The organism is Geodermatophilus sp. URMC 60, assembly GCF_053502585.1.
Genome location: NZ_CP199958.1, coordinates 1,193,241 through 1,214,626, shown reverse-complemented (window position 1 = coordinate 1,214,626; position 21,386 = coordinate 1,193,241). Strand labels below are relative to the sequence as shown.

Here is a 21,386-nt window from a genome sequence, read left to right as displayed (position 1 = left end):
GCCGCTCACGGCCGGACGGCGTCCCCGGTACGGGCGGCCTCGGCGATCGCCACCGCGACCCGGTGGGTGCGCAGCGCCTCGGCGTAGTCGACCAGTCCCTCCGCCGGCGCGCCGCCGGCGAGCACGTCGACGAACGCCCGGTCGACGGCGGTGCGCCCGTCGACCTGCGGCTCGCTGCGCTGTGCGCCGTCGGCGGTGGTGACGGTCAGCGAGGTCTCGGTGAGCTCGACCACCACGCCGTCGCACACCACGTCCAGGCCCGCGGCCAACTTGCCCGGCAGCGAGCAGGCGGCGGTCACCGTGCCGACGGCGCCGGAGTCGAACAGCAGCAGCGCGGCGGTCGCGTCGTCGACGTCCCGGCCCTCCGTGGTGGACGGCGCGGCGGTCGCGCGGACCTCGACCACCTCGCCGGCCAGCAGCCGGGCCAGGTCGAGCACGTGGGTGAGCTGCTCGACCACCTGTCCGCCGGAGCGCTCCCGTCGTGACCACCACGCCGGCGGGGGCACCTTGTCCAGCCAGGTCGCATCGACCAGCCGGGGCCGGTGGGCAGCGCACACGGCGCGGGCGGCGGCCACCGTGTCCAGGTGGCGCCAGTGGTAGCCGGTCGCGGTGGGCAGCCCGGCCCCGGCCACGGCCCTCGCCACCTCCTCGGCGACCGCCAGGCCGGTGGACAGCGGCTTCTCGACGAGGAACGGCACCCCCGCACGGACGGCGGCCAGCTCCAGTTCCCCGTGCGCGAAGGGTGGTACGCACAGCCAGACGCCGTCCAGCTCCCGAGCGAGCAGCCGCTCGACGTCCGCGACGACCGGCACGCCCAGCTCGCCGGCGAGCGCGTCGGCAGCGCCGGGGACGGCGTCGGCGACGCCGACGAGCTCCACGTCGGGGAAGCCGCCCAGCGTCCGCGCGTGGCGGGCGCCGACACCCCCGGCTCCCACCAGTCCGACGCGGACGGGGGTGCCGGTGCGCGGTTCGCCCATGCCGGGGTCCTGCCCCGCTCGCGGAGCGCGCAACCGCAGGTCGTCCGCGTGGCCGACACCCTCCGGACGACCACACACCCCCCGCGACACGCCGATGTGGGGCACCCTGGGAGCGTGGTGTCGTCGTCCGAGTCCGCCCCGCGAGCGGAGGGCGACACGCCGGTCCGGTGGCAGACCACCGGAACCGACGTCGTCGTGGTGGGTCTGCCGACCTGCGTGGAAGCCCGGGCACGGGCGGTGCTGGCCGACCGGTCCGGGCGCACAATGGCCGCGTGAGACGGGGCACAACCGGGGATCTACTGAGCGGAGTTAACCTGAAACCGTGAGTAAGGTCATTGACCGGCGCGCCCGCAAGAAGGCGCAGACCCGGTTACTCGTCCGCGAGACCGCGCAGCGGCTCTTCGCCGAACGCGGCTTCGAGGCGGTGACGATCGCCGACATCGCCGCGGCTGCCGATGTCGCCGTCCAGACCGTCTTCAACCACTTCCCCACGAAGGAGGACCTCTTCTTCGACGGGCACACGCCGTGGGTGGAGGGCGCTGCCGAGGCGGTGCGCTCGCGCGCCGCGGGCACCGAGCCGCTCGACGCGCTGCACGCCCACCTCGTCGAACGAGTGGCCCTGCACGTCCGGCGGCTCGCCAGCCCCGAGGGGCGGGCGTTCGACACCACGCTGGAGTCCTCCCCCGCACTGCGTGCCCGCGAGCGGGAGCTGCACCACGAGGCGACCGCGCGACTCGGCGACGCGCTCTACGAGGTCTGGACGGCCGAGGGCGGCGCTCCGGCGGTCCCGGAGGACGTCCGCACGGCCGCCTCGGTCACCGCCGCGGTCTGGCTGGCCGCCGTCCGCACCCTGATCGTGCAGCACCGCCGCCTGCTGACCGGCCCGGCCGGTGCCCTGCTCGGCGACGCCGAGGAGGGCGTGAGCCGCGCCTGCTCGGTGGCCGACCAGGTGTTCAGCGGGCTGGGCTCGGCGATGCCCTCGACGGCGACCGGTGGGCTGCGGCCCACCGGCTGAGTCAGACGGAGGCGCGCTCCCGGTCGGGCAGGACGATCGGCAGCAGCACCTCGTCGAGCACCCGCTGCACCTCCGCGCGGCTCATGGCCCCGTGGGCGGAGGTGTAGCGCTGCCACCAGAAGGCCTCGACGACCGAGCACAGCAGCGCCAACCGAGCCGCGGGGACCGCCTGCCCCCGCTCGGCCGCCCGGGCGCCGATCGTCTGGACGGCGTCGGCGAGCGGGCGGACCAGCGCGGCGTCCAGGCCGGCGCGGAGATCCTCCTCGTGACGGGCCACGCCGACCAGGCTGGCCGCGGCCCGCTCCTCGCGGTCGAGCGGCCGGTGCCAGCGGTCGACCAGTGCGGCGAGGTCGTCGCGCAGTGCGCCCTGGTCCGGCGGCACCCGTACCAGCGTGAAGCGCCCCACCGCCGTGCGGGCCATCGCCGCCATCGTGGGCCAGCGCCGGTAGATGCCGGCCTTGCCTGCGTGGGCACGGGCGGCGACGCGGTCGCTGTTGAGCTTGCCCCAGCCCTCGTCGGCCAGGATGTCGACCGCGACGGAGAGCAGCTGCTCGGACAGTTCGGCGCTCAGCGGGCGCCCCGGCGTACCGCTCACGCCGGGACCAGGGAGATGGTGGTCACGGGCTCATCGTGACGCGCACCTGGAGTCGCCACAACGACGACACCGCAGAGTTTCGGGTTTTTCGACAGTCTCACGTTCCGGAAACACTTCGGGTCCGCGCGCCCGCCACCCTGCCGGTCAGGCCCCGGCCGCGCTCTCCACCCGGACCTGCAGCCCGGCGCCGTCGTCGACCAGCCGGCCCGCATCCGCCGCCTCCGCGACCACGCCGTCCCAGCGCTGTGCCCAGTCGCCACCGCCGGCCTGGGACTCGGCCGCCGCCCGCAGCGCCGCGACGTCCAGCACGCCGGTCTCCGCGTCCTCCATCCGGCCCAGGCCGGCGTCCCGCAGCGCCCCGTCGGCCTCCTCGTCGGTCACCGCACCGAGAGCCAGGTACACCGCCGTCAGGTCGTCGACGTCGACCACCCGCACCTCGGGCCGCTCGTCGGCGCCGCCCACCACCTCGACGATCACGCCGCACCTCCTCCGCTCGGGTCCTCGGGCAGGAGTCCCCTCAGACGTGCCGGGTCACACACGTGTTCCGCCCCGGCTCCGCTCCTCGCTCGCAGAGCTCGCTGCGATGCTCACCGCCGCGTCACACGTGCCATGCCCACACACGTGTTCCTCCCCGGCTCCGCTCCTCGCTCGCAGAGCTCGCTGCGATGCTCACCGCCGCGTCACACGTGCCATGCCCACACACGTGTTCCGCCCCGGCTCCGCTCCTCGCTCGCAGAGCTCGCTGCGATGCTCACCGCCGCGTCACACGTGCCAGGGGAACCGGCCGAAGTCCGGATCCCGCTTCTCCAGGAACGCGTCCCGTCCCTCCACGGCCTCCTCCGCCATGTACGCCAGCCGGGTCGTCTCGCCGGCGAACAGCTGCTGGCCGACCAGCCCGTCGTCGATGAGGTTGAACGAGTACTTGAGCATCCGCTGGGCGGTCGGGCTCTTGGCCACGATCCGCCGCCCCCAGTCCAGCGCGGTCCGCTCCAGCTCGGCGTGCGGGACGACGCGGTTGACCATCCCCATGCGGTGCGCGTCCTCGGCGGTGTACTCGTCGCCGAGGAAGAAGATCTCGCGGGCGTACTTCTGGCCCACCTGCCGGGCGAGGTACGCCGAGCCGAAGCCACCGTCGAAGCTGCCGACGTCGGCGTCGGTCTGCTTGAACCGGGCGTGCTCGGCGCTGGCCAGGGTGAGGTCGGCGACGACGTGCAGGCTGTGCCCCCCTCCGGCCGCCCACCCGGGGACGACGCAGATGACGACCTTGGGCATGAAGCGGATCAGCCGCTGCGCCTCGAGCACGTGCAGCCGGCCGCTGCTGCGCCCCTTGTCGTGCTCGTAGCCGTACTTCCCGCGCACCCGCTGGTCGCCGCCGGAGCAGAACGCCCAGCCGCCGTCCTTGGGGCTGGGGCCGTTGCCGGTCAGGATCACGCAGCCCACGTCGGTCGAGAGCCGGGCGTGCTCCAGCGCGGTGATCAGCTCGTCGACGGTCTGCGGACGGAAGGCGTTGCGCACCTCGGGCCGGTCGAACGCGATCCGGACGACACCGGCGTCCACGGCGCGGTGGTAGGTGATGTCGGTGGAGTCGAAGCCCTCGACCGGCTGCCACGCCGCGCTGTCGAAGATCTCGGAGACGTCGTCGCGGGCGCTCATGAGCCGAACCTAGCCCCGGCCACGCCCGGTCACGGCAATGGGCCGCCGACCACCCCGCCCACACCCTCGGTCACCCCGCCGACGACACCGCCGAGGCCGTCGGTCGCGTCCTCGACCGTCTCGCACGGGCAGGGGCGCTGCGGCGGGGGCGCCGGCTCACCACCCGTGGAGCCGCCGGAGCCACCGGTCGGCCCACCGCCGCCGGAGCCACCGGAACCACCGGTCGACCCACCCGAACCGCCCTTCGGGCCACCACCCGTGGATCCGCCACCGGTCGACCCGCCACCGGTTGAACCGTCGCCGGTCGACCCACCACTCGTCCAGCCGCCGCCCGAGCCCCCACCCGTGCCGCCCGCCGGCTGGCCCGCCGCGGTGCCGCCGCTCCACTGCCGGGACGACGTCCCGCCGGAGGACGTCCCACCGCCGGACGGCATCCCGCCGGAGGCCGTGCCCCCGGAGGCCGTGCCCCCGGAGGGCGTGTTACTGGAGGCCGTGTTCCCGGACGACGTCCCGCCGGTACGGGAGCCCACCACGGCGGAGCCGCCGGGCTGGACGGCGACCGGATGGTCACCCACGGGGACGGCGGCGCCCGGGGCCGCCCGATCGACCCGCCCGGGGTCCCCTGCCGCCGGCGCGCTCCCGGGTGCGGCCTCGACCGGGCCCTGCGTCGCGGCGGTCGCGGGCCGCGCAGGCGGGACGCGGGCCCCCGGGCCGATGCCCTCCCCCGGGTCGCCCGGCCGGCCCGTCGTCGCGTCGGAGGAGTCGTCCCGGTCGCCGTTCCCGACCGTCGGCGTGGGCGCGAGGGCGATCATCAGCAGGGCCGCGGCGGAGAGGAGGCCGGCGAGGAAGAACAGCGCCACGGGCGCCCGGGTGCGCACTCCCTCCGGCACGAGGGCGGCCGGGGTCCACCGCGGGCGGTCGGTACCGGCAGCGAGGTGGCGCGGGCGGGAGGACAGGGCCGGCTCCTCAGCGTCGAGGACGGGGCGTGCACAGGGTAGGTGGCTACGCACGCAGCGGCACTTCGAGCGGAACGACGCCGGCCGGACCGCCTCCCCGGGTAGCGTCGCCGGGGTGTCCCGGGGGCCCACCGTGCGAGTCGGCACCGTCAACGTGGCCTCGGGGCGCACCCCGGCCGGTCCCGTCCTCGACGCGGCGGGGCTGGAGAAGGCGGTCACCGGCCTGGACGTCGACGTGCTCGCCGTCCAGGAGGTCGACGCCGGGCAGCCCCGCTCCCGGCACGTCGACCAGGCCGCCGCGCTGGCCGCCGGGCTCGGCGCCGCGGACTGGCGCGGTGCGGCCACGGTGGCCGGCACTCCCGACCCCTTCCGCAACTGGTCCCCGGCCGGCCCGGTGCTGCGCGGCCCGCACGCTCCCGGGGGCGACCCGCTCTACGGGATCGCGCTGCTCAGCCGGCTGCCGGTGCTCGAGTGGTCGGTACTGGACCTGGGTTCCGGCCGGGCGCGGCTGCCGGTGCAGGGCCCGGACCCGCGCACCGGACGGCTGCGCTGGTGGTGGTTCCCCGACGAGCCGCGGGCCGCCGTCGCCGCCCGGCTGGCGTCCCTGACCGTCGTCGCCACCCACCTGTCGTTCGCCCCGCACACCGCCGTCCGCCAGCTGCTGCGGCTGCGCCGGTGGATCGCCGGCATGCCGGGGCCGGTGGTGCTCGCCGGCGACCTCAACCTGCCCGGCGCACTGCCCGCCCGGCTGCTGCGGGCGACGCCGTTGGTGCGTGCGCCGAGCTTCCCGGCGTCCGCCCCGCGGGCGCAGCTGGACCACCTGCTCGCGGTCGGGGACGGGCTGCGCGGGAGCGACGCCGCGGCGACCGTGCTGCCGGTCGGCGACCACCGGGCGCTCACCGTGACCGTGACGCCGACCTGAGTGGCCGTCGCCGCGGAGGTGGCCGCTCAGGCGGGGATCAGGTCGTGCAGGCGGTACAGCGACGCCTCGAAGCCCGGGTGCAACGGCACCGACACCAGGTCGCCCAGGGCGATCCAGGCGACGCCGTCGCTCTCGCCGTCCAGCCGCAGGTCGCCGGGCTCGATGTCGCGCAGCGGGCGGGCCAGCACGGTGGTGTAGGACCAGCCGCCGTGGTCGTCGATCGAGGACGGGCCGAGCTCCAGGTCCTGCGGCAGCAACCCCAGCTCCTCCTGCACCTCCCGGAGGGCGCCGTGCTCGGCGGACTCGCCGGCGTGCAGTGCCCCGCCCGGCGTCCCCCACGTGCCGCCGTGGTGCGACCAGCTCGCCCGGTGCTGGAGCAGCAGCTCCGGGCCGTCGGTGCCGGCGCGGTGCACGAGCAGGCCGGCCGCGCCGACCCGCCCCCAGTGCCGGTGGGCGAGCGCGCAGGTCACCCAGCCGTCGGTCGAGGAGAACACGCGTCCAGTGAACCCCGTCCGGGGGGCCGACGCCGCCGTGACAGGCTCGGGCCCGTGCGCGTCGCCGTCTTCACCGGGTCCCAGAGCGGGCCGCCGTCCCACCGCTCCGCCGTCGCGGAGTTCGCCGCCGGGCTGGCCCGCGCCGGCGTGGGCATCGTCTACGGCGGCGGGCACGCCGGGCTGATGGGTGTCGTGGCCGACGCCGCCCTGGCCGCCGGCGGCGACGTCGTCGGCGTCATCCCCCGCCACCTGGTGGACGACGAGCTCGCGCACACCGGGCTGCCGCAGCTCGAGGTGGTCGGCTCCATGCACGAGCGCAAGGCGCGGATGGCCGAGCTCGCCGACGCCTTCGTCGCCCTGCCCGGCGCGGCCGGCACCCTCGAGGAGCTGTTCGAGGCCTGGACCTGGGGGATGCTCGGCCTGCACGCCAAGCCCACCGTCCTGGTGGACGTGGACGGGTTCTGGCAGCCGCTGCTGGCCCAGCTGCGCCGCATGGTGGACGACGGCTACCTCGACGGCCGCCGGCTCGACGCGCTCGGCGTGGTCACCGGGCCCGCGGAACTGCTGGCCTTCGTCGACCGCTATCGGCACCCGGTCCGCAAGTGGGCGCCGACCCCGCCCTGACCCACCGACGAGTGCGGACGGCGGCCACCGCCTAGCGTTCGCCGGGTGGAGCGCTGGGACGTCGTCGTGGTCGGGGGTGGCCCGGCCGGGTCCGCCGCGGCGCTGGCCGCCCGCCGCACCGGCGCCTCGGTGCTGGTGGTCGACCGCGCCGACTTCCCGCGCGACAAGGTCTGCGGCGACGGCGTCGCACCCGAGGCGCTCGACGTCCTCGCCGGCCTCGGCGTGGACCCGGCTGCGCTGGTCGCCGGGTATCCGCCGGTCCCCCGGCTCGCGCTGCGCTCGCCGGGCGGAGCGGGAGTCGAGCGCGACACGCGCCGGCCCTCGGTCGTCGTCCCGCGGGAGGTGCTCGACGCCCGGCTGCTGGACGCGGCACGCGCGGCCGGGGCGCAGTTCCGCCGCTGCACCGTGCGCACCGTGGCGGCCGATCCGGACGGCGTCACCGTCGACGGCACCCTGCGGACGGGCGTGCTCGTCGGGGCCGACGGCGCGGAGTCCGTCGTCCGCCGGGCGCTCGGGCTCGGGTCGAACCGCCCGGACCGGCTGGCCGTGGCGATCCGCGGCTACGCGCCCGCGCTGCCCGGCCAGGGCGCCACGCAGGTGCTGGTGACCACCGAGCAGCGGTGGCCGGCCTACGCCTGGTCCTTCCCGCTCGGCGACGGGCGGGCCAACGTCGGCTACGGCGAGCTGGTGTCCGGCGGCGCGACCCGCGCGGCGCTGGTCGAGGGGCTGCACCGGCTGCTGCCCGGTGTGGCGCCGGCGGGGCTGCGCGCGCACCGGCTGCCGCTGTCCACCGGGCGGCCGCGGCTGCCCGACGGCCGGGTGCTGCTGGCCGGCGACGCCGCCTCGCTGGTCAACCCGCTGACCGGGGAGGGCATCTTCTACGCCGTGCTCTCCGGCGCCCTGGCGGGAGCGACCTGGTCGGCGGGTGCCGACGCCGGTGACCGCTACCGGGAGGCGTTGCGGCGGCGGCTCGGCGCGCACCTGCGCTCGAGCCGGGTCGCGTCGGAGCTCTCCCGCTGGCCGCGGCTGATGGACGCCGCCGTCCGCGCGGCCGGTGCCGATCAGCGGGTCTTCGACGACGTGGTGGCTCTCGGGCTGTCCGACGGGCGGCTCACCGGGCGGACGGTTGCCGCGGCAGCCCGTCGGCTGGCCGGGGATCAGAACTGACGGCGACCTCGACGCGGTCGCGGCCGGCCCGCTTGGCCCGGTAGAGCGCCGCGTCGGCGGCGGCGTAGAGCTCCCGCACGGAGGCCGCGTGCAGCGGCGCGTGGGCGACCCCCACGCTGATCGACAGCGGCAGCGCGTCACCGTCCGCGCGCGGCAACGGTGAGGCCCGCACCGTGTCGACCAGCTCCCCGGCGCGCCGTGCCGCGGTCCCGGCGGTGCACCCGGGCAGCAGCAGCGCGAGCTCGTCGCCGCCGAGGCGGCCGACCACGGCGTCCCCGGCCCGCACCTGACGCCGGACCAGGCCCGAGAGGTGGACCAGCGCGTCGTCCCCCACGGGGTGGCCGTGCCCGTCGTTGATCTGCTTGAACGAGTCGATGTCCAGCAGCACCAGCGCCGTCCCGTCGCCGGTGGGGTCCCGCTCGAGGGCACCGGTCAGCGCGTCGTCCAGGACCCGCCGGGTGACCAGGCCGGTCAGCGGGTCGACGTCCGCCTGCCGCTGCAGCGCCGAGACCAGGCGGTCCTGCATCGAGGCGGCACGGAGCAGGATGACGGCCGCCACGACGAGCACCGACCCGACGACGAGCAGGTCGTGCACCGCCGGCTCGACGGGCTGGAGCACCAGCTGGGTGATCCCGTCGCCCACCACGGCCGCCCCGGTCACCAGGGCGACGGCGGCCCAGCGCAGGTGCGAGGCCGCCCACAGCACCGGGAAGGCGAGGAACGCCTGCCCACCGGCGGAGGGGTCGTCGGTCAGCACGTTGAGCACGCACGTCAACAGCACCCCGCCGAGGCCGAGGACGGCGAAGGCGCCGGCGCGGTCCAGGTGGTCGGCCGGGACGAGCACGCAGACCGCGATCACGGCGACCAGCGCGGCGACCCCGGCCCAGGAGGCGGACCGCGTCGCGCCGCTGACGGAGTTGGGCCCGAACGTCGTGAGCAGCGCGAGGACCACCGTGGAGACGCCCATGATCAGGACGATCGAGTGCGCCGCGGCGCGTGGTTCCCGCGCACGCAGGGAGTCGGGGAAGCGCATGCCCCTCCATCGTCGTCCGGACGGTGCGGCTGCAGCGGACCTCCCCCGCGCGGGTCACGCCCGGACGGCGGCGGTGAACTCCCACGTCGGGCTCAGGGAACTGTCAGACCGTGCGCGCAGGATAGCCATCAGTGATCACGAGGAGGACGGCGATGACGATGCCCCCCGCACCAGCACGGGCGCAGGAGGTGACGGTCCACCTCGACGACGAGCTGCTCGCCGGTGGGCTGGCCGACGTCCGCTGGACGCTGCTCGGCACGCTGCACGCGGGGGCCCGCTCCCTCGTGGTCGACCTCTCCCGGGTGCAGCACCTGCCCGACGCCGTCGTCGCCGTCCTGCTGTCGGCGCACCGCATCTGCCGGGCCCGCGGCGGCGCGGTGGTGCTGCGCGGGGTCGACCCCCGCACCGCGGCGCTGCTGCGCCGCACCGGACTGGAGCGCGTCCTGGTCGCCGAGCCTGCGCGGGCGGCGGCGTGACCGGCGTCCTCAGCGAGGTCGTCGACCACCGCGCCGGCCTGATCACGGTGAGCGGCCACCTGACGTCGCTGGGCGCCGACCTGGTGCGTGGCACGGCCGACCAGCTCCGCGGCGACGGCCACTCCCGCGTGGTGGTCGACCTGCGTGGCGTGGGCGCCGCCGACGACGAGGGCCTGGCGGTCCTCCACGAGCTGCACCGCGACTTCCGCGGGGACGGCGGGGAGCTGCTCATCCGCAGCTGATCGGCCCGCTGCCGCACGGCGTCGCCGGGAGCCCTCATCGGCTGCCGTCTTCCCGGCGCGCGGTCGGCGAGGCGGCGATCGGAGCCCTCGCGGTCCGGTCGCGCCATCAGGCCGAGTCGAGGTGGCGGCGCACCGCGGCGGAGGTGCGCTCGATGTCGCCGGTGGCCAGCAGGTCCAGCAGCGCGCCGCGGAGCACGGCCAACAGCAGGGTGCCGGCGACGTCGTCGCCGATGTCGGCGGACTCCTCGAACAGGGCGAGCCAGTCGGCGACCGTGGCGGCGGCGAAGTCGGACCACGGGCCGCCGGGGTCGACCAGGGAGCGGGCGTAGCCCTCCACCCACAGGCGGAGCAGGGATCGGTGCTCGGGTGCGGCCAGCCAGTTCCAGACCGCCTCGGCTGTCGGGCGCAACGCACCGGTCTGCCGCACCCGGTCCAGGACGGCGAGCTCGTCAGCGCGGGCGCGGGCCAGCAGGGCCCGGATGAGCCCGTCCTTGCTGCCGAAGAGGAACAGCAGCACCCGTGGGCTGGACCCGATGGCGGCGGCCAGCGGGCGCAACGACACGTCGGCCAGGCCGTGCTCGACGACGTAGCCGTACGCCTTCTCCAGCAGCTCGACCTGACGGGCGGACGGCGCGGCCGGGGCGGGCTCTGGTGATCCAGCGGGCACGCCGCTAGCGTGCCACTGAAACAGTCGTGTCAGTGGAGGCGGGAGGGTGGCCATGACCACGGCCGAGGAGCCCAGGCAGGCGGTGGGCCGGTCGACGATCCGGTCGCTGGACCGGCCCGGCGACCTCGGCTGGGTCGTGATGGCTCACGGCGAGGTCTACGCCGCCGAGTTCGGCTGGGACACCAGCTTCGAGGCACTGGTCGCACGGATCGTCGCCGACCACGCCGGGGACCACGACCCGGCCCGAGAGGGCGCCTGGATCGCCGAGCTGAACGGCCGCCGGGTCGGCTGCGTGTTCTGCGTGGCCAGGGACGCGACCACCGCGCAGCTGCGCATCCTGCTCGTCCACCCCGACGCGCGCGGGCACCGACTGGGCGCTCGGCTCACCGCGCAGTGCGTGGACTTCGCCCGCGCCGCCGGGTACGAGCGGATGCGGCTGTGGACGAACCACCCGCTGGCAGCCGCTCGCCGCATCTACCTGGACGCCGGCTTCCGGCTGGTCGAGGAGGAGCCGCACCACAGCTTCGGCGTCGACCTGATCGGCCAGGTCTACGAACTGGACCTGCGGCCCAGCGCACGCGAGGCGACCAGGACGCCGAGGTCTCGCCCGGGCAACCGCTGAGATCGCTGGCTACCGTCGACAGCCGCTGGGTGTCCGTACCACGGGCACGGCCGTTCCTGGCCCTGGTAGGCCTGCGCGCCTTCCGTCGGGGGCTGGGGGGCTGGGGGGACGCGCAGGCCGGCGCCCGACCGGTTACCGAGCCCCTTCCGCAGCGTCGCGGAAGGCGGCGGCGAGATCGTCGATCAGCTCGGCGCCACTGGGTGTGGCGCCGAGCGTCCACGCGAAGCCGTGAAGCATGCCGTCGTAACGTTTCGCGGTGACGTGCACGCCCGCGGCGCGCAGGTTGGCGGCGTACGCCTCCCCTTCGTCACGCAGCGGGTCGAACTCGGCGGTCGCGATGAAGGTCGGTGGGAGGCCCACGAGGCTGTCAGCGCGCGCGGGGCAGGCGAACGGGTCCTTGCCGAGGTCCTGGGCACCAAGGTAGTGCGCCCAGAACCACTGCATGGACCCCCTGGTGAGCAGGTATCCCTCGCCGTTCTCCTCGTAGGACTTCGTCGTGAAGTTGAAGTCGGTCACCGGATAGATCAGCAATTGGGCGGCGAGGGGCGGCCCCTGCCGGTCGCGGGCGGCGATCGCAACGGCGGCGGCAAGGTTGCCGCCGGCACTGTCCCCGCAGGTCGCGATGCGAGCGGGGTCACCGCCCAGCTCCGCGGCGTGCTCCGAGACCCAGGCCGTCGCGGCGTAGCAGTCGTCGAAGGCTGCAGGGTAGGTGTGCTCGGGCGCGAGCCGGTAGTCAACGGAGACGACGATCGCGCCGGCCCGGTTGGCGATCCTGCGGACCGGGTTGTCGCAGACGTCGAGGTCGCCGATCACCCAGCCACCGCCGTGGAAGTACAGGATCACGGGCTTCGACCGGTCGCCGGCAGGGGTGTAGACGCGGATGGGGATCTCCCCGGCGGGACCGGAGATCGTCCGGTCCTGGGTGGGAAGGTCCTCAGGCTCTCCTTGGAGGTCGATGAACCCCTTCGCGGCCTCTCGCGCCTGCGGCACGGTCATGTGCTCGAACGGCGGCAGTCCTGCTGCCTCGAGCGCGGCGAGCAACTGCTGGGCTTCGGGGTGGAGGGGCATGTGCTTCTCCGATTCTGGGAGGCTCGGGTTACGGGGCAGCGCGGCGACGCGCCGGCGGGAAGCCGTACGGCGGCGAGCGCGGCCGGACGCAGCCGACCACGGGCCCCGCTCGCTGCGGCACGCCTGGGCCCGCCGTCGGGCCGTGCCGAGGGGCTGTCACGGTTGGAAGACGGTGGCACCGGGGATGCCGATCAGCCGATCACCGCGCGCGCCGTCTTGACCGGGAAGCGACTGGCAGGTCGCGTTCCGGTCACCGAGGACGACCCGTACTTGGCCATCCCGAATCCGTCGTAGCCATGGGCCGCGACCTCCTCGCATATCCTCCGGTAATAGCCCACGCCGCCGACGTACGGATACAGGTTCCGCGGTTTCCCGGGAATGTTCGCCCCGACCCACCAGGAATTGGCCATAGGCAGCAGAGTCGCCTGGGTCACGTTGTTGTGGTGTTCTACCCAGTCGTCTTCCGCTTCGGCCAGTGGTTCCACCTTGTCGATGTTGTGCTCGCGCATGTACTGGATGCAGTCGGCGATCCAGTCGACGTGCTGCTCGATCGAGACCGGCATGTTGCTCAGCACGGACGGACTCTGCGGCCCGGTGATCATGAACATGTTCGGAAAGCCGTGCGTCGCGACGCCGAGGTAGGTCCGCGGCCCCTCCGCCCACTTGTCCTGCAGAGGGACGCCGCCCCGACCGGAGATGTTCATCTTGAAGAGTGTGCCGGTCATCGCGTCGAACCCGGTGGCGAACACAATGCTGTCGACCTCGTACTCGTCGTCCCTCGTCCGCACACCCGTCTCGGTGATCTCCTCGATCGGTGACCGCCGGACGTCGACCAGGGTCACGTTGTCCCGGTTGAACGTCTCGTAGTAGCCGTTCTCGAGGGGGGGACGTTTCGTGAAGAAGGGGTGATCCTTCGGGACCAGCATCTCGGCGATCTCCGGGTTCTGCACCCTCTCCCGGATCTTCGCGCGGACGAACTCCGAGGCCGTCTCGTTCGCCTTGGGATCGACCAGGAGATCGTTGAACGTCAGGCCGATGCGGAAGCCGCCCTCCGCCCACGCGGTCTCGTAGATGCGCTGTCTCTCATCATCTGGCACCGAGAGGGCCGGCCGGTCCGGAGCGTCATAGGGGAATCCGAAACTCGTCTCCCTCGTTCGCTGCCAGATCTCCTTGTAGTTGGCCTTGGTCCGATTCACGTACTCGGGCTCCAGCGGTCCATTCCCTCCCGCGATGTCGTAGTTCGGAGTGCGCTGCAGCACGTAGACGTGCGCCGCCTCCTTGGCGATCTCCGGAATGGCCTGGACCCCGGTCGCCCCCGTGCCGATCACGGCGACCCGCTTGCCGGTGAAGTCGACTCCTTCGTGCGGCCACAGTGCCGTGTGGTACTGCTCGCCCCGGAATGTCTCGCGCCCCTGGAACTCCGGTAGGTTGGCTGCGGACAGGCACCCGACGGCGGTGATGAGGAACTTCGCGGTCACCCAGTCGCCCTCGCCCGTGCTGATGGCCCAACGGCTTCTTGCCTCGTCATAGGAAGCGCCGGTGACACGGGTGTTGAACTGGATGTCCCGGCGAAGGTCCCATCTGTCAGCGACATGCTGGAGGTACCGGAGGATCTCCGGCTGGCCGGCGAACCGCTCGCTCCAGCTCCACTCCTGCAGGAGGTCCTCGGACAAGCGGTCGGAGAAGCTGTAGAAGTAGCTCTCCGAATCACACCGCGCGCCAGGGTAGCGGTTCCAGTACCAGGTGCCCCCGACGTCGTCGGCGGCCTCGTAGACCCGCGCCGACAATCCCAGCTTGTCGCGCAGGCGATGAAGCATGTACAACCCGGAGAATCCGGCTCCTACGACGACGGCGTCGAATTCATCGACTGGGTCCGTGCCGGCTTCCTGACGGTCCTGCTGAACGTCGGACATACGAGCCTGCTCCTCCCGGTTGATGTTCTGAATTGCATTCTTGCTGTGCTGTCGCCTCGCTCGGGGCGGGCTGCTGTCCGATGGCGACAGCGTGGGAGCTGCGGCCGGGCACGCATGGGGCGACGTGACTGCCGGACTCGACGGGGCCTGACGCGCCGCGCGAGGATGGTCCTGGGCGGGGGCGTACAGGGCAGCCGTTTCGGTGTCCGGTTCCTGAGCTGCGGTGCCGTCGTCTTCGATCACCTCGACAGCCGAATCGGTGGACGCAATGGTCACATGCCCATTCCGTCGCCTCGGTGTCCCGCGCTCGTGGCGCCCCCGACAGGAACTGCTCGCGGAGGGGAGGCGCGATCGGCCGACCAGGGGCGCATTATGCACTGCCCTGAGGGGCCGAGCCCGCCACGTTCCTCCGCCGATCAACGCTTCGCCATCATGTGAGACGCGACGCTTAGATGAGGGTGGCGAGATGCAGTCTCGGCCTGCCCGCGTCGGAGTGTCAAGGGATGCCATCGTGGCCGAACAGGCCCCGAACGGCGTTCGTGAGCGGCGCGCAAGCGTGGTTCAGCAGCCGCTGCCGCGGCTGTCGAGTGCTGCCCCGGAGCGGGACGTGAGCGGTCGTCGGGTGAGGAGCGGGGCGTGCCGGTCCAGACGCCGGGTCGCGACCCGGCGCGTCGACACGACACGGCGGGACGTGACACGGCGGGGCGGGCCAGGGCGATGACGACGGGCCCGAGGGCAGCGGCAAGCCCGTCCGCGTGCTGCTGGCGGCCCGGGAACGCCGGGTCGAGGCTTCACGCTGCCCGACGACACCGCCGAGCTGCTGCAGAGGATCCCGGCTGAGGTGTCGACTCCGACCCTGGCCGAGGTCATGCGACGTGCCGGCCACTCGTCGTCCCGCGCGGCGATGATCTACCAGCACGCGGCCGAGCGGCGTGACGCCGAGGTCGCGGCCCGCCTCGGGCGCCTCGCAGCGGGCACGACCCCGAACCGTACGGGCACGTAGCGGGCACGCGAGCGATCGGCAGCGCCCGACGCCCCTCGCCGGAGCTCTCCGGGCAGGACAGAACCGCGGGTCAGGAGCGGAGGGCGTGGGATTCGAACCCACGATGGGTGTCACCCCATAGCGGTTTTCAAGACCGCCGCCATCGGCCACTAGGCGAGCCCTCCTGGCGGGTCGAGGCTATCCCGTCGCTGCACGTCCCCGGTCCGCGGCGGCGGCGCGTCAGTCGGCGGGCCCTGCCGGCTCGTCCCGGGCGGCGTCCTGCTCGCGGCGGAAGCGCAGCGACTCGAGCAGCACGTAGCCGAACAGCACGCACCAGGCGAAGTAGAGGAAACCCTCCCCCCACGCGCCGTCGAGGAGCTGCCCGACCAGCTGCACCAGGCTGTACGCGAGCGCGCCGGCGGCCAGCAGCTGTACGCCCCGGTTGCCGAACCAGGGCGGGCGGAACGGAGCGGCAGCCACGGCGCAACGCTAGCCCGGCAGGCGGGCGCTGCCGCAGCAGCGCTCCGGGGATCCGCCGTCCACGGGGTCGATCATGGGACAGTCGTCGGCCGCCACGCCGGGTCACGGCGTGTCCTCCCGCAACGAACCCATGATCAACGGCGGCAGGGGTCGGCGGCAGGGGCGGCAGAAGTCACGGCAGCAGGGGCCGGGAGCAGCCGGGCGAGCGGCCGGGGACGACGCCTAGTCCGGCAGCTCCCCCGCACGCACCACGCAGGCGCCGCCGAGCGGCTCGACCGCGAAGCCGCGCACGGTCAGCACCTCGGCCAGCGCCCGGTTCATCACCTGCTGCACCAGCGCGTCGGCGGCGGCGCCGTGCACCTGGTCCAGGCTCATCCGGTCGTGCTGCCGCCAGCTGACGACGACGCCGTCCAGGGCGACCTCGGGTGTCAGGCACACCCCGCCCAGCTCTCCGTCGGGCATCGAGGCGTCGTGGAGGAACAGCCCCGCCTCGGCCAGCACCGTGACCACCTCGACGACCAGGCCGGGCAGCGGGTGCTCGTCGTCCATGTCGGCGTCCCACCCCGGGGGCAGCCGGTCGACCTGCTCACCGAGGAAGGACCACCACGCCTTGTCCTGCGGGGAGGAGCGGCGGCGCAGCAGGCCGTCGGCCCGCCGCACGCCGTACACGGGGTGGATGCCGGCCGGGGCGTCCTCGAGGTCGTCGAGGGCCCACACGGCCTCGTCGCGGTCCCCGAACGGGCCGGCGAGCACGAACCCGGAGCCGTCCTCCTCGTCGACGACCAGCCACCAGCCCTGACGGACGACGCCGCCGAGGACCACCTCGCTGAACCGGGTGCCCACGATGCTCACCAGGCCACCAACCTCCCCCGACAACGGGCCGCCACCGGGGAAGGGCGACGGTTCCCGTGCGCCGTCGACGGTGCGGACGGCGGTGACGAAACCATAGGCGGCGAGACCCGGATCTCCCGGATGTGCGCGACGTGCCCCGGCACCCGTGACGCCGAATCGTTGCCAAATGCCACAGCGACCACGGTGACCCGCCTCGGCACGCACCCACATGTCGACCGTTCCCGCGTCCGGCGAGCGGAGCGGCGCTTCCGGGGGGGTCGGTCACCCCGGGACGGCGACGTGCGCCACCGGCGTGTCACACCGCGACGGCGGTGACGAACGTGCAGATGCCGTCGCCCGAGTCGGTCCGCTGCCGGATGCCGAGGAGCGCGAGCAGCGCGATCTCCGCGCGGTAGGCCAGCCGGACCACGCCGCGGTAGAAGGTGTCCCCACCGGTGCGGACGTCGATGGAGCCGAAGCCGGCCAGCCGCACGTGCTCGGTGAGCATCCAGTCCGGGAGGATCGTGATGTGCCCGGGCTGGTGGTAGTGACGCGGGCCGAAGATGTACGGCGCGCCGCGGAGCAGCATCTTCAGCCGTGAGTGCGGGTGCGTGACGTTCGGTGTGCTGACCAGCAGCCTGTCGCCGGGTCGCAGCAGCGAGCGGATCGAGCGCAGCACCTGCCTCGGGTTCTCCACGTGCTCGAGGGTCTCGACGCAGACGACCATGTCGAAGGGGCCGCGGGTCTCGTCGCTCCACTCGGGCGCGTCCAGGTCGAGCCGGTGGATCCAGTCGTGCGGGGGGTCCAGGTCGGTGGGGACGACGTCGAGGCCGGCGTCGCGCAACCGCAGCGCGAGGGCACCGCAGCCCGCGCCGACCTCCAGCACCCGCCCGCCGTCGGGCAGGGCCGCGCGCACCAGCTCCACGGCGTACTCGTGCACCCCGGGCGCGGCGTGCACGCTGTGGCCCTTGTAGTACCCGTGGGCCGCCGTCCGGCGGCCGCTCTTGCGCTCGACGCCCGCCATCCGGCCACCCTGGCACAACGGGCACCGCTCCGCGCAGGTCAGCGCGTCAGCCGCCGAGGTCCTTGCGCATCTGCTGCCGGACGACCCGGTAGCCGGTGGACGAGTACAGGCCGATGGCCCGGGTGTTGCCCCCGAAGACGTTGAGCTCCACCGCCGGGACGCCGTGCGCCCGGAGGACGCCCTCCCCCGCGGCCAGCAACGCCCTGCCCAGCCCGCCGCCGCGGTGCGCCTCGGCGACCTCGATGTCGTAGACGAACCCGCAGTCCGGTACGCCGCTGGGGTGGGTCAGCCCCAGCCACAGCCAGCCGATCGGCGTCCCGTCTTCCACGACTGCGGTGAACACCAGCATCCCGGGCGTGTCCCGACCCTGCGGCAGGAGCTCGGCGCTGTCCTGCCGTGCCCGCTCGAGCGCCTGCTCGACCGGCCAGCCGCTGGTTGCGGCCAGCTCGTCGGCGTAGGCCCGCGTGGCGGCGGACCGGAACTCCACGAACTCCGTCTCGGTCATCGGGCGCAGCGTCACCCTGCTCACCCCGCGATCGTGGCACCGTCCGCCGGCCTGCTCACTCCGCGGCGACGGCGTCCTCCCGCTCGACCGGGCGGCCGACGACGCCGTGCAGGTGGCAGGCGGCCAGCTGTCCCGGCGCGCCGACCGGCTGCAGCGCCGGGTCGACGTCGGGGCACGGCTCGAAGGCGTACGGGCAGCGGGTGCGGAACCGGCAGCCGCTGGGGACGGCGGCCGGCGAGGGGACGTCGCCGCGAAGGACGATCCGCTGCCGGGTCCGCTCCAGCGACGGGTGCGGCACGGGCACCGCCGAGAGCAGCGCCTGGGTGTAGGGCATCTTCGGGTCCGAGCCGACCGCCGCCGCGGGGCCCACCTCGACGACCCGCCCCAGGTACATCACCGCGATCCGGTCGGAGACGTGCCGGACGGCGGACAGGTCGTGCGAGATGAACAGCAACGTGAGCCCGAGCCGCCGCTGGAGCCGGCGCAGCAGGTTGAGCACCTGCGCCTGGACGCTGACGTCCAGCGACGCGATCGCCTCGTCGCACACCAGGAAGTCGGGCTCACCGGCCAGCGCGCGGGCGATGCCGACCCGCTGCCGCTGCCCGCCGGAGAACTCGTGCGGGTAGCGGTCGGCCACCGCCGGGTCCAGGCCGACCAGCTCCAGCAGCTCGGCGACCCGCTCGGCGCGCTCCCGCCGTCCCGACCGCAGGCCGTGCACCTCCAGCGGCTCGGACACCGTCTGCCGCACGGTCCGGCGCGGGTCGAGCGAGGCGAACGGGTCCTGGAAGACCATCCCGGCGCGCCGGCGCAGCGCCCGCATCGCCCGGCGGTCGAGGCCGGTGACGTCGGTGCCGTCGAAGGTGACCGTCCCGCCGGTCGGCTCGACCAGCCGCAGCAGCGCGTTGCCCAGAGTCGACTTCCCGCAGCCGGACTCGCCGACCAGCCCGAGCGTCTCGCCGCGCCGGATGTCGAGGTCCACGCCGTCGACCGCGCGGAGCACGCCCGTCGTCCGCCGCAGCGCGCCGCCGGAGCGGATCGGGAAGTGCACCTCCAGCCCGCGCGCGGAGACGAGGACGTCGGACGCAGCTGCCTGGGAGGCGGGGACGTCGGGAGCAGGGAGGCCCGCAGCGTGCGCCGTCGGCCCCTGCGGCAGGTCGGTCATCGCGGGCTCCCCTCCTCGCACCACGTCGCCGCCCGGTGCGGCAGGCCGCCCGTCGACGCGCCCACCACCGCCAGCGGCGGCTGCTCGGTCGCGCAGCGCGGGTCCGAGCGCACCGGGCAGCGCGGCCAGAACACGCAGCCCGGCGGCAGGGCCGTGGGCGCCGGTGGCACCCCCGGCACGGTGGCGAGCTCGCCGTCCTCGGACGTGGCCAGGTCGGGCAGCGCTCCGAGCAGCCCGCGCGTGTAGGGGTGCGCCGGACGCTCCAGGACGTCGTCGACCGTGCCGTCCTCCACGCAGCGGCCGCCGTACATGACCAGCACCCGGTCGGCGATCCCGGCCACCACGCCCAGGTCGTGGGTGATCCAGATGACGCCGGTGCCGTGCTCGGTCTGCAGCCCCTCCACCAGGTCGAGGATCTGCGCCTGCACGGTGACGTCGAGGGCCGTGGTGGCCTCGTCGGCGATGAGCAGCGCGGGGTTGTTGGCGAGGGCGATGGCGATGACCACCCGCTGCCGCATGCCGCCGGACAGCTCGTGCGGATAGCGGTCCAGCGCGCGCTGCGGGTCGGGCAGGCCCACCTCGGCCAGCAGCCCGGCCGCCCGCTCCCGAGCCTGCGCCTTGGACACCTCGCCGTGGGCGCGGATCCCCTCGACCAGCTGCCGGCCGATCGTCAGGACGGGGTTCAGCGAGGTCATCGGGTCCTGGAAGACCATCCCGACGCCGGGACCGCGCACCTGGCGCAGCCGCTCGGGCGACATGGTGAGCAGGTCCTCGCCGTCCAGCAGCGCGGCACCGGTCACCGTCGCCACCCGGGCGGGGAGCAGCCCGAGCAGGGCCAGGACCGAGACGCTCTTGCCGCTGCCGGACTCGCCGACGACGGCGACCGTCTCGCCGCGCCCGACGGTGTAGCTGAGCCCGTTGACGACCTCGGCGGTGCCGCGCGGGGTGCGCAGCCGCACCCGGAGGTCCTCCACCTCCAGCAGCGGGGCGCCGCCTCCCGGACCGTTCACCTGCCGCTCCCGGCCATCAGCGTGCGCTGGCGCGGGTCGAGGACGTCCCGCAGCCCGTCGCCGAGCAGGTTGAAGCAGAGCACGGTCAGGAAGATCGCCATCCCCGGGAAGAAGGCCAGCCACCAGGCCAGGTCGATGAAGCCGCGCCCCTCGGCCAGCATGAGCCCCCACGACGGGTTCGGCGGCTGGGTGCCCAGCCCGAGGAAGGACAATGCCGCCTCGGCCAGGACGGCGAAGGCCAGGCTGATCGAGGTCTGCACGATGATCGGCGGCGCCGCGTTGGGCAGCACGTGCCGGGTGAGCAGCCGGAGGTCCGAGGCCCCCACCGACCGCGACGCCCGCACGTACACCTCCTCCCGGACGCCGAGCACGCTGGCGCGGGTGACACGGGCGAAGACCGGGATGTAGACGATCCCGATGGCCAGGGCGGTGTTGCCCGACCCCGGACCACGGACGGCGAGCACCGCGATCGCCAGCAGCACCGCCGGGAACGCGAAGAGGATGTCCATGAACCGCATCAGGACGTCGTCGACCCAGCGGCCGTAGTAGCCGGCGAGCAGCCCGATGAGGGAACCGACGACCAGCGCGAAGGCGACCGCCAGGAACCCCACCCGCAGCGAGACGGCCGCGCCCAGGATGACCCGGCTGAGGATGTCCCGGCCGAGGTCGTCGGTACCGAACGGGTGGTCCAGGCTCGGCGGCTGCAGGCGGTCCTCGACCGAGATCTCGTTCGGGCCGCTGGGGGCCAGGGTCTCGTCGAAGACGGCCATGAGGACGATCAGCAGCAGGACCGTCGCCGCGACCGCCGCGGTGGGGTTGCGGGCGAGCAGGACGAGGGTCTGCTGCCAGCGCGGCCGCGGGGGCCGCGCTGTCGAGGGGACGCCCGCGTCGGTGGCGGTGGGTGAGGCTGCCGGCTCGGGCAGGGGCGCGCCGGTCATCGCAGCAGGCCTCGGCTGTGTGTCGTCAGC

Annotated in this window: 25 protein-coding genes and 1 tRNA gene; 8 read left to right on the top strand and 18 right to left on the bottom strand. The window is 74.3% G+C overall.

Annotated features, from left to right (window positions below; genetic code table 11):
* Positions 1-5: 5 nt before the first annotated feature.
* Positions 6-977 carry a Gfo/Idh/MocA family protein gene (locus ACWIX3_RS05830; RefSeq protein ID WP_448611132.1) on the bottom strand — a complete coding sequence of 324 codons (972 nt, stop codon included), beginning with the start codon at positions 975-977 and terminating at the stop codon, positions 6-8.
* 322 nt (positions 978-1,299) lie between these two features.
* On the opposite strand from ACWIX3_RS05830, the gene ACWIX3_RS05825 reads away from it, so the two are divergent.
* Positions 1,300-1,992 carry a TetR/AcrR family transcriptional regulator gene (locus ACWIX3_RS05825; protein WP_448611131.1) on the top strand — a complete coding sequence of 231 codons (693 nt, stop codon included), beginning with the start codon at positions 1,300-1,302 and terminating at the stop codon, positions 1,990-1,992.
* A gap of 1 nt (position 1,993) precedes the next feature.
* On the opposite strand, the gene ACWIX3_RS05820 is transcribed toward ACWIX3_RS05825, so the two are convergent.
* The 4 genes from ACWIX3_RS05820 to ACWIX3_RS05805 form a co-directional block, all read right to left on the bottom strand.
* Positions 1,994-2,587, bottom strand: coding sequence for a TetR-like C-terminal domain-containing protein (locus ACWIX3_RS05820; protein WP_448611130.1), 594 nt, complete (start codon positions 2,585-2,587; stop codon positions 1,994-1,996).
* 144 nt (positions 2,588-2,731) lie between these two features.
* On the bottom strand, positions 2,732-3,064 hold the full coding sequence (locus tag ACWIX3_RS05815) for a hypothetical protein (protein ID WP_448611129.1): 333 nt from the start codon (positions 3,062-3,064) through the stop codon (positions 2,732-2,734).
* A gap of 285 nt (positions 3,065-3,349) precedes the next feature.
* The gene (locus tag ACWIX3_RS05810) at positions 3,350-4,240 is read right to left on the bottom strand and encodes a 1,4-dihydroxy-2-naphthoyl-CoA synthase (protein WP_448611128.1); all 891 of its coding nucleotides are present in this window, start codon (positions 4,238-4,240) and stop codon (positions 3,350-3,352) included.
* Between the two features lie 29 nt (positions 4,241-4,269).
* Positions 4,270-5,100 (bottom strand): hypothetical protein, encoded by an 831-nt coding sequence (locus tag ACWIX3_RS05805; RefSeq protein WP_448611127.1) that lies wholly within the window; start codon positions 5,098-5,100, stop codon positions 4,270-4,272.
* A gap of 211 nt (positions 5,101-5,311) precedes the next feature.
* Here ACWIX3_RS05805 and ACWIX3_RS05800 point away from each other — a divergent pair, with 211 nt between their 5' ends.
* The gene (locus ACWIX3_RS05800) at positions 5,312-6,118 is read left to right on the top strand and encodes an endonuclease/exonuclease/phosphatase family protein (protein WP_448611126.1); all 807 of its coding nucleotides are present in this window, start codon (positions 5,312-5,314) and stop codon (positions 6,116-6,118) included.
* A 26-nt stretch (positions 6,119-6,144) separates the two neighbouring features.
* Here ACWIX3_RS05800 and ACWIX3_RS05795 read toward each other — a convergent pair whose 3' ends face one another.
* Positions 6,145-6,612, bottom strand: coding sequence for an NUDIX domain-containing protein (locus ACWIX3_RS05795; RefSeq protein ID WP_448611125.1), 468 nt, complete (start codon positions 6,610-6,612; stop codon positions 6,145-6,147).
* Positions 6,613-6,666: 54 nt separating this feature from the next.
* Here ACWIX3_RS05795 and ACWIX3_RS05790 point away from each other — a divergent pair, with 54 nt between their 5' ends.
* Both ACWIX3_RS05790 and ACWIX3_RS05785 read left to right on the top strand, forming a co-directional pair.
* Positions 6,667-7,236: an LOG family protein gene (locus ACWIX3_RS05790; protein ID WP_448611124.1), complete on the top strand. Its 570-nt coding sequence runs from the start codon at positions 6,667-6,669 to the stop codon at positions 7,234-7,236.
* A 45-nt stretch (positions 7,237-7,281) separates the two neighbouring features.
* Positions 7,282-8,403 (top strand): NAD(P)/FAD-dependent oxidoreductase, encoded by a 1,122-nt coding sequence (locus tag ACWIX3_RS05785; RefSeq protein ID WP_448611123.1) that lies wholly within the window; start codon positions 7,282-7,284, stop codon positions 8,401-8,403.
* Here the strand turns inward: ACWIX3_RS05785 and ACWIX3_RS05780 are convergent.
* Positions 8,348-9,436 (bottom strand): GGDEF domain-containing protein, encoded by a 1,089-nt coding sequence (locus tag ACWIX3_RS05780; RefSeq protein WP_448611122.1) that lies wholly within the window; start codon positions 9,434-9,436, stop codon positions 8,348-8,350. The genes ACWIX3_RS05785 and ACWIX3_RS05780 overlap by 56 nt on opposite strands.
* 152 nt (positions 9,437-9,588) lie before the next feature.
* Here ACWIX3_RS05780 and ACWIX3_RS05775 point away from each other — a divergent pair, with 152 nt between their 5' ends.
* Positions 9,589-9,912, top strand: a complete 324-nt coding sequence (locus ACWIX3_RS05775) for an STAS domain-containing protein (RefSeq protein ID WP_448611121.1) — start codon at positions 9,589-9,591, stop codon at positions 9,910-9,912.
* Positions 9,909-10,154, top strand: a complete 246-nt coding sequence (locus tag ACWIX3_RS05770) for an STAS domain-containing protein (protein ID WP_448611120.1) — start codon at positions 9,909-9,911, stop codon at positions 10,152-10,154. Before ACWIX3_RS05775 ends, ACWIX3_RS05770 begins: the two co-directional genes overlap by 4 nt.
* Before the next feature lie 106 nt (positions 10,155-10,260).
* Here the strand turns inward: ACWIX3_RS05770 and ACWIX3_RS05765 are convergent, their stop codons facing one another.
* A complete protein-coding gene (locus ACWIX3_RS05765) occupies positions 10,261-10,821 on the bottom strand; it encodes a TetR/AcrR family transcriptional regulator (protein WP_448611119.1) in 561 nt (186 codons plus the stop codon).
* Between the two features lie 52 nt (positions 10,822-10,873).
* On the opposite strand from ACWIX3_RS05765, the gene ACWIX3_RS05760 reads away from it, so the two are divergent.
* Positions 10,874-11,443 (top strand): GNAT family N-acetyltransferase, encoded by a 570-nt coding sequence (locus ACWIX3_RS05760; protein ID WP_448611118.1) that lies wholly within the window; start codon positions 10,874-10,876, stop codon positions 11,441-11,443.
* A 132-nt stretch (positions 11,444-11,575) separates the two neighbouring features.
* On the opposite strand, the gene ACWIX3_RS05755 is transcribed toward ACWIX3_RS05760, so the two are convergent.
* A complete protein-coding gene (locus ACWIX3_RS05755) occupies positions 11,576-12,511 on the bottom strand; it encodes an alpha/beta hydrolase (RefSeq protein WP_448611117.1) in 936 nt (311 codons plus the stop codon).
* A 191-nt stretch (positions 12,512-12,702) separates the two neighbouring features.
* On the bottom strand, positions 12,703-14,667 hold the full coding sequence (locus tag ACWIX3_RS05750; RefSeq protein ID WP_448611116.1) for a flavin-containing monooxygenase: 1,965 nt from the start codon (positions 14,665-14,667) through the stop codon (positions 12,703-12,705).
* Between the two features lie 598 nt (positions 14,668-15,265).
* Between ACWIX3_RS05750 and ACWIX3_RS05745 the strand changes: the two genes are divergently transcribed.
* Entirely contained in the window at positions 15,266-15,427 is a 162-nt protein-coding gene (locus ACWIX3_RS05745; RefSeq protein ID WP_448611115.1) for a hypothetical protein, read from the top strand.
* Positions 15,428-15,504: 77 nt separating this feature from the next.
* Here ACWIX3_RS05745 and ACWIX3_RS05740 read toward each other — a convergent pair.
* From ACWIX3_RS05740 to ACWIX3_RS05705, 8 genes are all read right to left on the bottom strand, one after another.
* Positions 15,505-15,591: transfer RNA gene (locus ACWIX3_RS05740), tRNA-Ser, on the bottom strand.
* A 55-nt stretch (positions 15,592-15,646) separates the two neighbouring features.
* Positions 15,647-15,886: a hypothetical protein gene (locus ACWIX3_RS05735; protein WP_448611114.1), complete on the bottom strand. Its 240-nt coding sequence runs from the start codon at positions 15,884-15,886 to the stop codon at positions 15,647-15,649.
* A 222-nt stretch (positions 15,887-16,108) separates the two neighbouring features.
* The gene (locus ACWIX3_RS05730; RefSeq protein WP_448611113.1) at positions 16,109-16,738 is read right to left on the bottom strand and encodes a hypothetical protein; all 630 of its coding nucleotides are present in this window, start codon (positions 16,736-16,738) and stop codon (positions 16,109-16,111) included.
* Between the two features lie 295 nt (positions 16,739-17,033).
* Positions 17,034-17,741: a class I SAM-dependent methyltransferase gene (locus ACWIX3_RS05725; protein WP_448611112.1), complete on the bottom strand. Its 708-nt coding sequence runs from the start codon at positions 17,739-17,741 to the stop codon at positions 17,034-17,036.
* Positions 17,742-17,787: 46 nt separating this feature from the next.
* Positions 17,788-18,270 carry an N-acetyltransferase family protein gene (locus ACWIX3_RS05720; RefSeq protein ID WP_448611111.1) on the bottom strand — a complete coding sequence of 161 codons (483 nt, stop codon included), beginning with the start codon at positions 18,268-18,270 and terminating at the stop codon, positions 17,788-17,790.
* Positions 18,271-18,301: 31 nt separating this feature from the next.
* Positions 18,302-19,408, bottom strand: a complete 1,107-nt coding sequence (locus tag ACWIX3_RS05715; RefSeq protein ID WP_448611110.1) for an ABC transporter ATP-binding protein — start codon at positions 19,406-19,408, stop codon at positions 18,302-18,304.
* Positions 19,405-20,418: an ABC transporter ATP-binding protein gene (locus ACWIX3_RS05710; protein WP_448611109.1), complete on the bottom strand. Its 1,014-nt coding sequence runs from the start codon at positions 20,416-20,418 to the stop codon at positions 19,405-19,407. The genes ACWIX3_RS05715 and ACWIX3_RS05710 overlap by 4 nt, the downstream gene beginning before the upstream one ends.
* Complete coding sequence (locus ACWIX3_RS05705; protein ID WP_448611108.1) at positions 20,415-21,356, bottom strand: ABC transporter permease; 942 nt, start codon at positions 21,354-21,356, stop codon at positions 20,415-20,417. Before ACWIX3_RS05705 ends, ACWIX3_RS05710 begins: the two co-directional genes overlap by 4 nt.
* Positions 21,357-21,386: the final 30 nt, after the last annotated feature.